The organism is Paraburkholderia sprentiae WSM5005, assembly GCF_001865575.2.
Taxonomy (GTDB): domain Bacteria; phylum Pseudomonadota; class Gammaproteobacteria; order Burkholderiales; family Burkholderiaceae; genus Paraburkholderia; species Paraburkholderia sprentiae.
The window spans coordinates 55,082-69,106 of record NZ_CP017562.2; the positions used below are offsets into that span (position 1 = coordinate 55,082).

At 63.1% G+C, this 14,025-nt stretch carries 12 protein-coding genes and 2 pseudogenes; 2 read left to right on the plus strand and 12 right to left on the minus strand.

What is annotated here, in order from left to right:
• Positions 1–398 precede the first annotated feature (398 nt).
• Positions 399–650 (minus strand): nickel-binding protein, encoded by a 252-nt coding sequence (locus tag BJG93_RS16990; protein WP_027195489.1) that lies wholly within the window; start codon positions 648–650, stop codon positions 399–401.
• Positions 651–691: 41 nt separating this feature from the next.
• Entirely contained in the window at positions 692–3,742 is a 3,051-nt protein-coding gene (locus BJG93_RS16995) for an ATP-binding protein (protein ID WP_231337549.1), read from the minus strand.
• 260 nt (positions 3,743–4,002) lie between these two features.
• On the opposite strand from BJG93_RS16995, the gene BJG93_RS17000 reads away from it, so the two are divergent.
• Complete coding sequence (locus BJG93_RS17000; RefSeq protein ID WP_027195491.1) at positions 4,003–4,356, plus strand: hypothetical protein; 354 nt, start codon at positions 4,003–4,005, stop codon at positions 4,354–4,356.
• 577 nt (positions 4,357–4,933) lie between these two features.
• Here the strand turns inward: BJG93_RS17000 and BJG93_RS17005 are convergent.
• The 9 genes and pseudogenes from BJG93_RS17005 to BJG93_RS17040 all read right to left on the minus strand — a co-directional run bounded on the left by BJG93_RS17005 (position 4,934) and on the right by BJG93_RS17040 (position 12,475).
• Positions 4,934–5,398, minus strand: a complete 465-nt coding sequence (locus BJG93_RS17005; protein ID WP_071336620.1) for a hypothetical protein — start codon at positions 5,396–5,398, stop codon at positions 4,934–4,936.
• 356 nt (positions 5,399–5,754) lie between these two features.
• Entirely contained in the window at positions 5,755–5,886 is a 132-nt protein-coding gene (locus BJG93_RS36075) for a hypothetical protein (RefSeq protein WP_269217467.1), read from the minus strand.
• Positions 5,887–6,192: 306 nt separating this feature from the next.
• Positions 6,193–6,504 (minus strand): annotated as a pseudogene (locus BJG93_RS17010) (helix-turn-helix domain-containing protein); the annotation flags it as partial.
• Positions 6,505–6,593: 89 nt separating this feature from the next.
• The gene (locus BJG93_RS17015) at positions 6,594–7,277 is read right to left on the minus strand and encodes an SDR family NAD(P)-dependent oxidoreductase (RefSeq protein ID WP_027195493.1); all 684 of its coding nucleotides are present in this window, start codon (positions 7,275–7,277) and stop codon (positions 6,594–6,596) included.
• Between the two features lie 32 nt (positions 7,278–7,309).
• Positions 7,310–8,650 carry an NAD(P)/FAD-dependent oxidoreductase gene (locus BJG93_RS17020; RefSeq protein ID WP_027195494.1) on the minus strand — a complete coding sequence of 447 codons (1,341 nt, stop codon included), beginning with the start codon at positions 8,648–8,650 and terminating at the stop codon, positions 7,310–7,312.
• Positions 8,651–8,673: 23 nt separating this feature from the next.
• Positions 8,674–9,471 (minus strand): amino acid ABC transporter permease, encoded by a 798-nt coding sequence (locus tag BJG93_RS17025; RefSeq protein ID WP_027195495.1) that lies wholly within the window; start codon positions 9,469–9,471, stop codon positions 8,674–8,676.
• Between the two features lie 54 nt (positions 9,472–9,525).
• Entirely contained in the window at positions 9,526–10,338 is an 813-nt protein-coding gene (locus BJG93_RS17030) for a substrate-binding periplasmic protein (RefSeq protein ID WP_027195496.1), read from the minus strand.
• A gap of 33 nt (positions 10,339–10,371) precedes the next feature.
• Complete coding sequence (locus tag BJG93_RS17035; protein ID WP_027195497.1) at positions 10,372–11,097, minus strand: amino acid ABC transporter ATP-binding protein; 726 nt, start codon at positions 11,095–11,097, stop codon at positions 10,372–10,374.
• Between the two features lie 52 nt (positions 11,098–11,149).
• The gene (locus tag BJG93_RS17040; RefSeq protein ID WP_027195498.1) at positions 11,150–12,475 is read right to left on the minus strand and encodes an NAD(P)/FAD-dependent oxidoreductase; all 1,326 of its coding nucleotides are present in this window, start codon (positions 12,473–12,475) and stop codon (positions 11,150–11,152) included.
• Between the two features lie 149 nt (positions 12,476–12,624).
• Between BJG93_RS17040 and BJG93_RS17045 the strand changes: the two genes are divergently transcribed.
• Positions 12,625–13,527 carry a LysR substrate-binding domain-containing protein gene (locus BJG93_RS17045; protein WP_027195499.1) on the plus strand — a complete coding sequence of 301 codons (903 nt, stop codon included), beginning with the start codon at positions 12,625–12,627 and terminating at the stop codon, positions 13,525–13,527.
• Positions 13,528–13,554: 27 nt separating this feature from the next.
• Here BJG93_RS17045 and BJG93_RS17050 read toward each other — a convergent pair.
• Positions 13,555–13,947, minus strand: a pseudogene (locus tag BJG93_RS17050) (cupin domain-containing protein).
• Positions 13,948–14,025: the final 78 nt, after the last annotated feature.

Below are 14,025 nucleotides of genomic sequence, written 5' to 3' on the forward strand. Positions count from 1 at the left end.
CTGTCAGCGACTTTTTCAACAGTATCGTCTGATACCTGCCGTTGCAGCCCTGACGGCTCGACCGGCGGCATAATGGGTCGTGATATCCCTTTGCATGGCGCGGTTACGCCGACGATCCGCGCAATCGATTGGTCGGGCGGGGTGCGGCCACTAACGGCCTTTCGACGCTGCCGGCGTTCGGTCTTTGAAAACGGCAGATTGACATGGAACTGCGGTCATTTTGACCTGTAGCAGACGGGCGGCGTTGGCTGCATGCGCCGCCGAGTCGTTCGGGACATAGCGCCTGTCAAAGCGCGGTAGCCGCGATAAAAAAACGACGCGCGCGGCGCGTCATTAGGAAGCAGGAGCTTCCCAAGTGTCTGTTCGACGCTGCGGCTTACGCCAACGCGCGTGCCGCTTTAGCTTTCAATGACGTCGCCCGACCAGATGTGATCGAAGGCAGCGCCGGCTTCCCGTTGCACCTTTCGGACGGTTTCCGCATCGGGCGCTTCATACTCGCAGATCATATGCCGGCGATCGATGGACACGACACTGCGTATCCAGACAACGCCATGCAGTTCGCTGCACGGGGCCAGGTGGTCTTCCAGGACGTACAGGTCCGCGTCCGACTGCGGCATCGGAAAGCTCCTTTCAACGACGACGTGCGACATGTCAGTCCTCCCATTGCGACACAGTTTGCACTCGCCAAAGATTAATGCGTCTGCGTTTGAACGATGGTTGTAGTGCCGGGATAGCGATCGTAAAGCCGTTGTAGTGCAGCCCGACTTCGGGGAGCAAGCGGCTTGTCGCCTAGCAATTCGCGCAATGAAGAAAGAAAACGGTTGGAGCGTTCCGTCTCGTCGGCGGCGAAAGCTGCCTCGATGAGCAAAGCCGTCGCAACGATTTTCTCGGTGAGTGAACCAAGCGCGTCGGCAGCTTGCAGCGCTTGTCGCCCAAGATCGCTCGCATCGGCGCTGCATCGACAGTCGAGACAGGCACGCGCCACCTCGTTCAGTGCATAGCAAAGATGCCGCTTGTCATCAGCTTGCCGAAGGGCGTCAAGACCTTCGAACACGAACATGCGATGGTCGCCCTCGGCCAGGCGCAGGGCTGATATCTGACTGATAACCTCCGCAAAAGGTGCGCCGGAGTCGCCCATTTTCTGTGCAGCCGCGACGATGTCCGCCGCCAGCCGCGTAACGTCCAAATACGCGCCGCGCTCGAACTTCATCGTCGCGAGCCAGACCAAACACTGGTACTCGCGCCAGTGATCGCCCATCGCACGCGCCTGCGCCACGGCTTCGTCGAGCTTCGCGCATCCGATGTCCAGTTCGCCGTCGGCCCGGGCGAGCAGCGCCTGGCCCCACATCAGTTCGACGACGCGCAGGTCAAGACGTCCGGCGAGCACGCCCGCTTCCTGCAGAACGCCGCGCGCACGAGGCAGATCTCGCTCCAGTTCGAGTAAACACCGGCCCGTGTTGGCGAGCTGCTTGCAGCGCGTCGCCGCGTCGGCTTTGCGCGCGGCCGTTTCTGCTCGGATCGTCACCTGGCGCGTACGTTCGATGTCGTTTGCCTGCTGCGTCAGCCATGACAGGCTATGGAGTCCCTGCACAACGTCGGCATGAAGCGACAGGGCTTCCGCCTCATGGATCGCCCGTTCGAACTCATGCTCCATCGACACCGCATACCCGTCGCCCGAACTCGCGACGGCAACGAGCCGCGCAGTGAGTAACTGGATTTCGAGCTGGACCCGTTCGCTCCCCTGCGGTAATGAACGGGCGTGAGCCAGGCCGCGTTCCGCGACAGCGCGCGCCTCCGTGGCCGCAAAAACGCGAAGACAGTGGTGGCTGGCCTCAACGCATGCTCGCGCCGTCATGCGCGAGTCGCCCGCCAACATCGCGTGGTGAACGACTTCTCCATGCAGCTGCGGGTCGTGCACGCTTGCGGCCAGCAGTTGCCGCGCAATCTGATGATGAATCGCACGCCTGTGCGGCTGCGAAAGCGTTCGATAGACGGTCTGCCGTACCAGATCGTGTGCAAAGTCGAATTCCGTGGACGTCGCCTCGGCCAGGATCCCGCGACGCTGGAGTTCGACAATGGACGACAGGATGTCAGGAAGCGCACGGTCGAGTAGTTGCGCAAGCTGCTCGGGAGCAAACGCATGACCTATCGAAGCCGCGAACGAAAGCAGATCACGCGTGGGCGCGTCGAGCGGCGCGAGCCGATCGGCCATCAACGTATCGACGGTACAGGTCGACGCTTCGCGATCCATTTGCTTTGCGCGCGTCAGCTCGAGCACGTAAAGCGGATTGCCGCCGCTGTCCCTCAAGGCCTGCTCAACGCGGATGTCGCTCCCGGCGGCCCGGATAAGCGCGCCCACCTCGTTGGCAGAAAGCGGTTGCAATGGGACGCGGGTCAGCCTGCCGTCTCGCGCGAGCGATTGCAACAGTACCCTCGCAAACCGGTTGTCCTCCATTTCAGCAGGACGCGCGCCAGCGGCGAAAACGACAGGCAGTTCGGGGTCCAATCGTCGCAGCACGAAGTGCAGCAGCGCGCCCGACGATTTGTCGAGCCACTGTAGATCATCGAGCACGAACGCCAATCGATGGTCGACACACAGCCGGCCAAGCAATGTGACGACCGCATTGAAGAACCGTTCGCGGCTTCCCTCATCGCGCTGGATTTGAGGCGTGCCGACGGTAGCGGGACGGATAAAAGGCGCGAGATGTTGGTCGAGCGGTTCTAAAGCATCCATTGCGACTTCGCGCAAGGCGTCTATCCAGATGCCGTATGGCCGGATAACCTCGGCTTCATAGCAGCGACCGCGCAGCACGCGATACGACGCGTTGGACGCGCACTGGCTGAAGTACTCCAGCAGCCGCGTCTTGCCGATACCCGACTCCCCCGTCAGCAGAGTGAGTCCGTGCGCCGTCGAAGGTGCCAATAGCACATCGAGCTTCGCACGTTCTGCGTCGCGCCCGACAAGAGGCAACGGAGGCAACGGGGACATCGATTGTTGATCACGCGTCGGCGCTCGCTCGCTTCGTTCTGCTGCTCCAGCGTCGTCTGTCGATGGGCGGTTCTCGTCACGAAGTGCGCGATGGCAATACTCGTTGGTGTTGCGCAACAAGGTGGTGTGGCGCATGCGCCGGACAGCATCATCGAGCATTGCAGACGCGCGCGCGCCGAGCTCGCGATGGAGAAGCTCGTGTGCATAGCGGTGATGGCCGTCCGCATCCGAGGGACGGCCGTCCGCTTCGAGCAAGCCGATCAACGTCGCGTGAGCCGACCCATCGAGCGGATTGGTCTCGACCAGCTCACGGCCATACTGCAACGCAAGCGGCACATTGCACGACAGCCGCGCGATGAGCGAGCGCAGGACCGCCCCGCGAATCCGTCCGAACCGTTCGCGCTGGCCGACACACCAGTTGTGGAAACGGTAGCAGCCCGGAAGTTCGAGCCCGCCGAGGAAGTCGCCCCCGAGCAACTGCGCGGCTTCGGCGAGCGCAGCAACGGGCAATCGTTCGGTTCCCGATTCGAGCAGCGCCCCAATCCTCTGGCTATCGACGAACGCGCCAGCGGCATGGAACGCAACGTGTGTCCGGTTGGCGACGATGCGCTCCTGCGATGCGTCGTCGACCAGCGGGCGCAGCTTGGACAGACTCCAGCGAAGCGCGGCTCGCGGATCGTCGGGACCGTCCCATAGCAGATCGCAGAGGGCCGATCTGTGTATTGCGCCGTCGGACATCACGAGATAGCCCAACAGAGCGCGGGTACGGCGTGAAGCGGGCAACGGTACGCTCGCGCCGTCGCGCCGCACTTCGAGCTCGCCGAGCAGGCGAATGCTCAAGGGTCGGCCCGGGGCGTCAGGCGCATCGGCGTTTCTCACGCTGGCTCCAACCGTCAATACAACGCTTCAGGGGCACGCTCATGTCGTCGAACGCATTCATCGAATCATCGCTTGAATGCAGGTTACTACCGGAGCGGGACGCTCTACCACCTGAAAATCGCAGGGAGGTCAACGTGGCAAACCATCAAGGCAAGCTAAACGAGCACATCCTGGCACTCGCGCATCGTCGGGATGCATTCGGAGTCAATGCCGCGCTAGCCGAAGCGGACACGCTTCGACTGTATGAAGCGCTGGCTGACAATCCGCTATCGGCGCAGCGACTTGCGAAGGAGACGGGCACCGATGCGGGAGCCGTGCGCAAGTGGTTGGGGGCGCAGGTGACGCAGGGTCATCTCCAGTACGACGCGGCGCGTCAGCAATACTGGATGACCGAGCAGCAGGCGTTCGCAATCGCCCATGAGCCCGGGCTTTGTTTCGTCGCCGACGCATTTCGGATCTGGCGCCGCACGAGGCCATTCGCGCGGTGATGCGGGTATGCGGCGACGGCAGACGCCTAACCCGCCGCTTGTACCGTTTCTGGCGGAAGCCGAAAGTGCAGTGCGTGTGCCTTGAGGTAATTGCACAGCCATAGGTCAACGGACCGCAGCGAGGCGTTCGCAGGCGACTGACCGTTGAACGTTTGACACTAGTCATTGCGACCGTTGTGACCCGAATGACGGCAAGGGGTCGCGCAGAGACGTTCGACACGCCCAGCGTAGCGCGCTTAGCGTACGAAAAGTCCGTTTAGGTGATGAACCGCTGCCCCGCGATCGAAATCCTCCGCCTGGGGTTGCCGCCGATCCAGGTTGCCGGCGGGTGAGCTTAGGCTCAGAATGATCCACCGAGGGTGCCCGTCGCCGGGCGACCCTGCAACCGTCAGGGAGGTAAGTCATGCGTGTTATGGTGAAGTTCTCGTTTTCCGCTGATGCCGGCAACTCCGCCATCCGCGCCGGCAAATTAGAAAAAGTCTTCCAACAGCTAACCGAGGATCTGAAGCCCGAAGCCGCTTATTTCCACGCCGAGAATGGCGACCGGGGCGGCTTCTTCATCGTGAACATGGCGGAATCATCGCAGATTGCCGATACCGCCGAGCGGCTCTTCTTTGGTTTGAACGCCAAGATCGAACTCGTGCCGGTCATGAATGCCGATGACCTGCGCAATGGTCTGTCGGGCGTGCAGGAAACGATCCGCCGCTACGGCTGAGTCCCCCTGGACGATGACCTCGCCCTTGCCGGCCGCCGCGTCGTAGTCGCGCTCGAGCCATAAGCGGGCATAGCACCGGAACGGAGCCAGCGTCTGATGGCCGCCGCGCAAGATCGCGTCGGCCTCGACGATCTCGGGCACGACGTCGGGGTCGTAGTTGAGGTTCATGGCGAAGACGCAGCGCGAGCGGTTGTCGGCAGTGCCGAACCGCTCGCGCACGGCCTCCTTGGCGCGTTCTAGGCGCTTCTCGAGCTGGCCGAGGATCTGCCGGCCGCGCTCCACCATCCCCCGCACTACGGCGATGCCGTCATAGCCCGATGCCGTCATAGCCGCGCCGATCGGCAAAGGCGGCCGTTTCGTAATCGGGGTACCGTCAAGATTCGGACGTTTACGTACGTCAACGGCGAAACTGTCAGATTTGTTCCTGAGACTTTGCAACGAGGGTGTCAATTTACGTTGGAAATACCCTTAATCTGACGCGTTCCCCGCCGGGCTCTGACGTCCGGCTGAAGTACGCTTCAACTGGACGACACGCAGGCTTATGAGTCAGCAGTCGGCCAACAGAGTTGCCGTTCGTCCGACCCACAAAACCGTCATTCGGACGGCCGATTCACTCAGCTTTGCTGACGTTAGACCCGCGAATAGGTCGCACCTGCGGTCCCGTGCTCCACTTGCTATGCTAGTCACCATGGACCGGCACGGGAGCAAGCCTGGCCAACGCGGACCTTCTCGATAGCGACGGCGGCTTTCACTGCGGCAGTCTTCTGATAGGCGATCGCGGCATCGACGAAGGCCTGCGGAGAGATGTCGTCCATGGTCGGTCGCTTATCGTGAGATACCCTGCAAACAGATGTTTGAATCGAATCTTTCTTGGCGGGTTTTTAACGCGTTTGTGCAGCATGGGGCTTCTGATAAGCCTAGTCGAATAATGGCTACGTGTCGAACCTCTGATTGGAGCGGGGGCGAGCGGCCACTCCGCAGGCCTGCTTGCATTCGGCGGAATCCCGAATTCGCGGCGCTGGCGCACTCCGTTAGTCTCGGCAGGAACCCGAATTTCCGGGTTCGGCCAATCCCAGACGGTCGCCGTAGCTGCAAAGCTGACATTCGACCGTCTGCTTCGCTCAGGCATCAGCCGTCTTAGGGCGCGCCGCGCGTGGAGCAAGCATGATGCACAGAGCGGCTTCAGTTGCCGGTCGCGGATACCCCCGGCGGGCGCGCCTGCGCAGGGCATCTGCGGGCACGCCAAACGTTCCAAGGAACGCGCGCCGCCTACGTTCCCGGTCCGCAAAACCCGTTTCCAGCGCCACCAGGTTAATTGTGTGGCGGCCCTGCTCGATCATGAATCGGGCTGCTTTGAGGCGAAGCCGTTCCACCGGTTTAGCTGGCGACTGACCGGTCTCGGCTACGAAGGCACGGCTGAACTGACGAGGACTGCACCGCGGTCCGTGTCGAGCGGCAGGCGATGCCGGCTTCATCACCCGACGACTGACCTTGCTTTAGCTCAAGAAAGCGCAAGCGCCCGCTAAAGCGTCTCCTCATAGCGGCAATTAACCAGCAGTTCCGCCACGCTCGTCGTATTCGGCAACTCGATGGTATTCACCACCAGAAGTGCCAGGTCTTGCGGCTGCGTCATCGCCATCGGTTCGATATCGGCGATGCCGGCGGCCATGTCGGTATTCACGAAGCCGGGGCATACCGCGGTCGCCCGAACGCCATCGTCCCAACCCGCGCGGCGCACCGCATGGGTGAGCGCCACCATCGCGTGCTTCGACATCTGATAGCCGACGTTCAGGTTCTTCACCCGTTTGCCGGAAAGCGACGCAAGCTGCACGAAACGTCCGGTTCCCGCCCGGCGCAAATGCGGCAGCGCCGCCTGCACCAGTCGGAAAGGTGCATTTACATTGATCTCGAAGGTCTCGGTCAAGAGCGCATCGTTTCCTGTATCGAAGTCGATCATCCGGCAGATGCCCGCGTTGCTCACCAGCACGTCGATGCGCCCTAAGCGCGCAGTCGTCGCATCCACCCAGGCCCGGGCGGCGTCGGGATCGCGCGCCTCGTAGGGATGCAGGAACGCATTCGGCACGCCATCGTAAGTGTGCATATCGCGCAGACCGAGCGACAGCCGAAAGCCGCGCCGCGCCAGTTCCATCGCAATCTCGCGTCCGATGCCGCGGCTCGCGCCCGACACCATCGCCACTTTGTCCATGTGCAATCCCATGTGCTGTCGGTCCATGCGTATCAGAAGCCTGCGTCGATGGTGATCTTCGAGCCGTCGCTGAAGCGCTCGAGACGGAACGCGTGCGGATCGACGAGCGGTGCGTCACCGCTGACGAGGTCCGCCATCAGCCTGCCCGCGCCCGGCCCGATGCCGAAGCCGTGTCCCGAGAAACCGGTGCCGATGAACATGCCCGGCACACGCCCAACTCCGGAGATGACGGGAATCGCGTCCGGCGTCACGTCGATATATCCGGCCCACCGCTGCGCGATGCGCGCGCCCGCCAGCTGCGGAAACGCTTCGGTAAAGGCCTTGAGACCCTTGTCGACGTAAGACACCACGGGGTCCGGATCGAGCGTGCGAACATGCTCGAAGACCGTCGATTCGCTGAGCGCCCAGCGGCGCGGCCGCTTGAGTTCGTCGAAGAAACGCTTGCCGATCTGAATCTGCAGCGCGCCCATCTGGCTCTTCAATGCTTCGATGTATTTGAAGAAGAGGCGGAAGGAATCGGGCGTGAGATCAGCGTGCGTGCGCAAGCCGTATGCGACCGTGTAGCCGCCGTCCGCACGTTTGCGAAACGCAAATTCCTCGTTATTGGCGCTGCACGTGGGACCGCCTTCGAGCGGTTCGGTGCGCAGCACGGACGCACGCGTGAGCAGTTGCGGCAGCTCCACGCCGAGATTGCCGCAGAAATAGCGCGTCCATGCGCCGCCCGCCACGACGACCGCATCGCAGCGAATCGTCCCATGTTCGGTGACGACCGCGCTCGCGCGCCCGCCGCTCGTCTCGATGCCGCGCACCGCGCACGGCGTGAGAATGCTGACGCCCTTGCGTCGCAGCGCGTTGGCGATGGCGGGCGCGGCCTTTTGCGGTTCCGCGCGCGCATCGCCCGGCGTGAAGATGCCGCCCTTGAACGTCTGCGTCGCGCCGGGCAGCAGGCGTGAGACTTCATGCGTGTTCACTTCGCGCGTGTCGAAGGCATCGTCGCCTGCTATTTGACGAGCGCGCTTCAGCCAGTCACGGTGACGTTCGAGCACGGCGTCATTGTTCGATACGTATAGGATGCCGCACTGGTTGAAGCCGGTGTCGACGCCGAGCGTTCTGTCGAGCGTGCGCCAGATCTTGAGGCTTTCGATGCTCAGCAGAAATTCGCGGGGATCGCGCCGTGTCACGCGCACCCAGCCCCAGTTGCGGCTCGACTGCTCGCCCGCGATGTGCCCCTTCTCGCACAGCGCGACGGACAGCCCTTTTTCGTGCAGCGCAAGCGCCGTTGATACGCCGATGATGCCGCCGCCGATCACGACCACATCGGCGCGTTCGGGCAGCTTGATATCGTCGGCGACGGTGTCGACTTTAGGACCCATGGTTTCTTTCAACGAAGTGAGAGTTACGGACGACGCTCGGCCACGGCCGCCGTCTGCGGTTGCAGCGCTTCTTCAGCGTGCACGTTGCGCCCGGCGCGCGATATCTTCTGCTGGCGCGCGGCGGGATTGATGAAGCGATTGGTCCAGCGGTCCAGATGATTGATCGCGTGCGTGAGCGGCACGGTGATGAGCAGATACACGGCGCCTGCCGCGACGAGCGGCGACAGGTTGGCCGTATTGACCGCCGCGTTCTGCCCGATGGTGAACAGATCGCGCTGCGAAGTGAGCAGTCCGAGGAAGTACACGAGGCTCGAATCCTTGACGATGGAGATGAACTGATTGGCAAGCGCGGGCAGAATGCGCCGCACGCCCTGCGGCACAATGACATGGCGCATGCCGCTCCAGTACGTCATGCCGAGCGCCTGGCACGCGGACATCTGTCCGCGTCCGACGCTCTGAATCCCCGACCGGAATATCTCCGCGATATACGCCGACGACACCAGCGCCAGCGCGACGATCGCCAGTGGATACGGATTCGGTCCGAACAACGAGAGTCCGACCGGCGCCAGTCCCTGCCCGACCACGAGAATGACCAGCGCGGCGGGCAGGCCGCGAAAGACATCCACGAAAACGCGCACGGGCCAGGTCAGCCAGCGCGTGTGCGATACGGCGCAGAGCGCCAGCGCCATTCCTGCCACGATGCCGAGCGCAGTCGAGATCACCGACAGGATCAGCGTGTTCACGAGGCCCGTGCCGATCAGCGTCGGCAGCGATTCGACGAGCAGCGGCCAATCCAGGAAGTTCTGCAGGAATGCATTCATGAGGACTCTCTCCTTGCGCTTGACGAGGCGTGACGAAGCAACAATGGCGGGCGGTTACTTCATCGCATACGGCGGCATCGGATCAGGCTTCGGATAGCCGGGATTGAACTGCTGATAGAGCTTGAGCCACGTCCCGTCCGCCACCAGTTCGCCGATGGCCTTGTTGACCGCCGCTTCGAGCTTCGCGTTGCCCTTGCGGATCGGGAAACCGGCGGGAAGATTCGAAGCTGAGATGTCGAGCTTGTCGGCAAGCTTCAGGTCCGGATACTTACCTTGCAGCCCTTCGAGCAAGGTCTTGTCGATGAAGTAGCCGTCGATGTACTTGTTGCGCAGCGCGAGAAAGCCCGCGTTGATATTCGGAAAGCGGACGATCTGCGCGCCCGGCAGGTAGCTCTGCGAATACGTGTCCTCGATGGTCCCCTGCACGACCCCGATGCGCTTGTCCTTCACCGATGCCACGCTCGCGCCGATCGTGCTGTCCGGCAGCGTGCCGACGCTCAAAAGACCCGTGAGATAGCCTTCCGAGAAATCGACCATCTTGAGGCGTTCCTTGGTGATCGAGATCGAGCCCGCGGCAAGATCGACTTGTTGATTCGCCACGCTCGGCAGCAGACCCGCGAAGTCCTGCGCGCGGAAGTCGGCCGTGAGCCCGAGTTTCGCGGCGATGGCGCGCACCAGTTCCACGTCGAAGCCCGTCATCTTGCCGTTGTCAATATACGAGTACGGCTTGTTGTTCGCATCGACGCCGGCGACGATCTTGCCCGGCGTCAATGTGCCGACGTCATCGGCGGCGTGGGCGGCGGTCGTCGCGCCGACCAGGAACGATGCGGCCACGGCGAGATGGCGTGCGAGACGAAGTAATCGCATGGTGAGGCTCCCTTGGATTGGCTAGCGGTTGATTCAATGCAGGATGCGCGAAAGAAAGTCTTGCGCGCGTTCGGAGCGCGGACGCTCGAAAAAGGCTTCGCGCGTATCGTCTTCCACGATGACGCCGCGGTCCATGAACAACACGCGGTAGGCCACGCGCTTCGCGAAACCCATCTCGTGCGTGACGCACAGCATGGTCATCCCGTCCTGCGCGAGCGTGGTCATCACGTCGAGCACTTCGTTGACCATCTCGGGATCGAGCGCGGAAGTCGGCTCATCGAACAGCATGGCGACGGGGTCCATCGAAAGCGCCCGCGCAATCGCCACGCGCTGCTGCTGCCCGCCCGACAATTGCGCCGGATACTTGTCCTCATGACCGCTCAAGCCCACGCGGCGCAATAGCGAGCGTGCGCGCTCAGCGGCTCTGTCGCGCGCGCGGCCGAGCACGTTCATCTGCGCGAGCATCACGTTGCGCTGCACCGAGAGATGAGGAAAGAGTTCGAAATGCTGAAACACCATGCCGACGCGCGCCCGTAGCCGCGAAAGATCCGCGCGCTTCGCCGTCACGTCGATGCCGTCCACCACGATCTGCCCGCTCTGCACCGCTTCGAGCCCGTTGACGGATTTGATGAGGGTGGACTTGCCGGACCCGGACGGCCCGCAGATCACGACGACTTCACCTCGCGCAATGCTCGCCGTGCAGTCGTTCAGTACGCGATTGCCGCCATACCACTTCGAAACGTTATTCAGCTCGATCATTGCGGCTCCTTTCGATGCTTCGGCTTTCTGGTTCAATCCGCTTGTCTTCGCTTCAAGAGAGCGCTGCTCGCACACGGCCGTGCCACATATCGCCGATCCGGTACAGTGCGCTGCCGACGGGTACCGCAAGCGTGCTGGCCATTCCCGCACCTGAGAGGGGGAACGCGCCTTCGCCGAACGCACCGACATCCTGCTTGACACCCACCATATGTTTGCCGATGCGATGCCCGAGATAGCTCATCAGCGCAACGCCGTTGCCGTTGCAGCCGAGCGCATAGTGCACGCCGTCGTGCTGACCGATGTGCGCGAGCCTGTCTCCGGTCATCGCAACGAAGCCTTTCCACGCATGCGTGACGCGCACGTCCCGCAGGGCGGGCCACAATTGCACCAGCTTCGCGTACAGCCGCCGCGCGGACTCGCGTTCGTCGATCTCGCGGATGGCGGGCCGCGATCCGAAGATCATTCGCGTGCCGTCCGGCGACGGGCGCGTGTAGAAGAGATTGCGCTTCGAATCGCTGATCATGCGGCGGCCCGGATTGAGCACGTTCATGAGGCCTTCGGGCAGCGGCTCGGTGGCGATCTGATAACTCGCGACCGGCAACACGCGGCGCGAAAAGAACGGCAGCAGCGGACCCGTATAGCCGTTGGTGGCCACCAGCACCTGCCGCGCATCGAACACGCCGCGCGCGGTGTGCACGCGAAACCGCGTATTTCCCGTTCGTTCGATCCGCTGCACTGCTGCGTGCGAATGCAGCGTCGCGCCGCGCCGGCGCGCGAGGTCGCGCAGCGCACGATGATATTTCGCGGTATGTAGTCCGCCGTATTCGTCGACGACGATGCCGCCGTAGTAATAGTCGGAGCCGATGATGCCGCGCTGCGCATCGCGCTCGATCACATGCACCGTGACGCCGGTCTTGTCGCGCAACAACTGGCCTTGGCGACGCAGCACGTTGAAATGCGCAGGCGTATAGGCGCCGAAGAAGCGGCCGGTGATGCGCAGGTCTGCGTCGAGCGATTCGTCGGCGATGATTCCCTTGAGATAGTCGAAGCTCGCCATCGACTCCTGCATCAGACGCGTGAGACGCTCGGCGGAGACGCCGCGAATGGCGTTGGTCAGCGCAAGCTTCTGGCCGCTCGACACCATGCCCCCGCTGCGCGTGCTTCCGCCCGCGCCGATCTCGGCGGCATCCAGCACCGCGACGCGCGCGCCATACTTCGCAGCCTCCGCCGCCGCCGACAGCCCGCAATATCCGCTGCCGACGATCGCCAGGTCCACGTTCGCCGGCAAAGGTTCCGGCGCGACCTCGGGCGGTGCGGCATCCCACCAGTACGGGGTGCAGCGGAAGGTTTCGTGAAACAGCAACGCATCGGGACGCATGGACTCAACCCTGTTCGCTTGATTCGAGTCCAGTGTCGCCGTCGCAAATCATCCGGTCAAATAGCGCCAAAAACGGCTTCCATTCATTTCTGATATGGCAAGCTGACGACTTTGGCCGTTGTTTGCGCGGCCCACGCCCGGAGAAAACGATGAATCTCAGGCAGGTCGAGGCGTTCCCGCTGGTCATGCTGCGCGGTTCGATGACGGCTGCCGCCGAAGAACTCGGCACATCGCAACCGAGCATCAGCCGGTTGATCGCGGAACTGGAAGCCGCGACGGGGTTGACCCTGTTCGTGCGCAATGGCGGACGCATTCACGCCACCGATGCGGGCAGTGCGTTCTATCGCGAGGTGGATCGCAGCTTCGTCGGCCTGGAGAAACTGCAGCATTCGGCGCGAGAGATTCTTGAACTCGGCAGTGGGCGGCTGCGCATCGTGGCAGCGCCGGTGCTCGCGTTGTCGTTTTTGCCTGCCGTGATCGCGCGCTTCGTGGACGCCCATCCGCGCGTCGCGGTATCGCTCGAAATGCGCAGCGAGAGCACGATCCAGCGCTGGGTGTCGTCGGGACACTGCGACGTCGGCTTCGCGACCACCACGCCGGATGCGTTCGGCGTGACGAGCGTGGAACTCTATGAGCTGGCGGGGCTATGCGCGCTGCCGGCGCGTCATGCGCTCGCGGCGCGCACGCGAATTCGCGCGGCCGACTTGCGTGGCGAACGGCTCATCCTGCCATCCTATGCGGACGATACGCGTGCAGCGCTCGATCGCGCGCTCCGTCCGGCGGGTGCGGATCAGGTGCCTGCAATCGAGACGCCGTATGGCGCGACCATCTGCGCACTCGTGACGCGCGGCGCGGGCGTGGGCATCGTCAATCCGCTCGCGACCGTGGATGTCGATCCGACGCGCATCGTGTTCCGGCCGTTCGCGCCGGAGATTTGGTTTCGCGGCTTCACGCTTTATCCGCAGACGCCTCGGGGCAATCCGGTGGTCGGCGCGTTTCTCGAACTCGTAGGTGAGCAGATGGCGGTGTTGAGGCAGGGCGCACATATCTGAGTCCACGCATTAACCGATGACCAATTCTTACGGCGACCGATGCAACTGCTCCTCGATCGTCTTCGTGAGCGACGATTCGACGCCGCCCGTATGCTTCGTCTGCACCGGCTCGATCGACACGATCCAACATTCGTCGTCGGCTACCGGGTTGTGCGGCGTGCCGCGCGGCACAAAGTGCGTGGCGCCGGGACGAAAATCGACCACGCCGCCGCCTTCGAATTCGATCGCAAGAAGCGGGCGCACGACAAAGAACAGCTAGTATTCCTGCGTGTGGTCGTGGCACACGAGCTGGCCGCTCACTTTCGCGACCTTCACATACTGATCGTTGACCTACGCGAGCACTTTGGGAGGCAAGTATTCGGAGACATAGCCGAATGCGGCTCGCCTACGGAAGTTCGCCGTGCGGCCGGGGCCGGCCAGGTGCGCTCATTTGACATCGACGCAGAACCCGCGTCCGGCCGCGGGTGGCGCAACGCGGCGGCCAACCGGTCCGATGGC

What these genes read in the sequence shown, in the direction of transcription:
- BJG93_RS16990 (WP_027195489.1), bottom strand. Translation starts at nt 650, where the DNA reads ATGTCGCACGTCGTCGTTGAAAGGAGCTTTCCGATGCCGCAGTCGGAC.
- BJG93_RS17005 (WP_071336620.1), bottom strand. Translation starts at nt 5,398, where the DNA reads ATGACGGCATCGGGCTATGACGGCATCGCCGTAGTGCGGGGGATGGTG.
- BJG93_RS36075 (WP_269217467.1), bottom strand. Translation starts at nt 5,886, where the DNA reads ATGGACGACATCTCTCCGCAGGCCTTCGTCGATGCCGCGATCGCCTAT.
- BJG93_RS17015 (WP_027195493.1), bottom strand. Translation starts at nt 7,277, where the DNA reads ATGGACAAAGTGGCGATGGTGTCGGGCGCGAGCCGCGGCATCGGACGC.
- BJG93_RS17020 (WP_027195494.1), bottom strand. Translation starts at nt 8,650, where the DNA reads ATGGGTCCTAAAGTCGACACCGTCGCCGACGATATCAAGCTGCCCGAA.
- BJG93_RS17025 (WP_027195495.1), bottom strand. Translation starts at nt 9,471, where the DNA reads ATGAATGCATTCCTGCAGAACTTCCTGGATTGGCCGCTGCTCGTCGAA.
- BJG93_RS17030 (WP_027195496.1), bottom strand. Translation starts at nt 10,338, where the DNA reads ATGCGATTACTTCGTCTCGCACGCCATCTCGCCGTGGCCGCATCGTTC.
- BJG93_RS17035 (WP_027195497.1), bottom strand. Translation starts at nt 11,097, where the DNA reads ATGATCGAGCTGAATAACGTTTCGAAGTGGTATGGCGGCAATCGCGTA.
- BJG93_RS17040 (WP_027195498.1), bottom strand. Translation starts at nt 12,475, where the DNA reads ATGCGTCCCGATGCGTTGCTGTTTCACGAAACCTTCCGCTGCACCCCG.
- BJG93_RS17045 (WP_027195499.1), top strand. Translation starts at nt 12,625, where the DNA reads ATGAATCTCAGGCAGGTCGAGGCGTTCCCGCTGGTCATGCTGCGCGGT.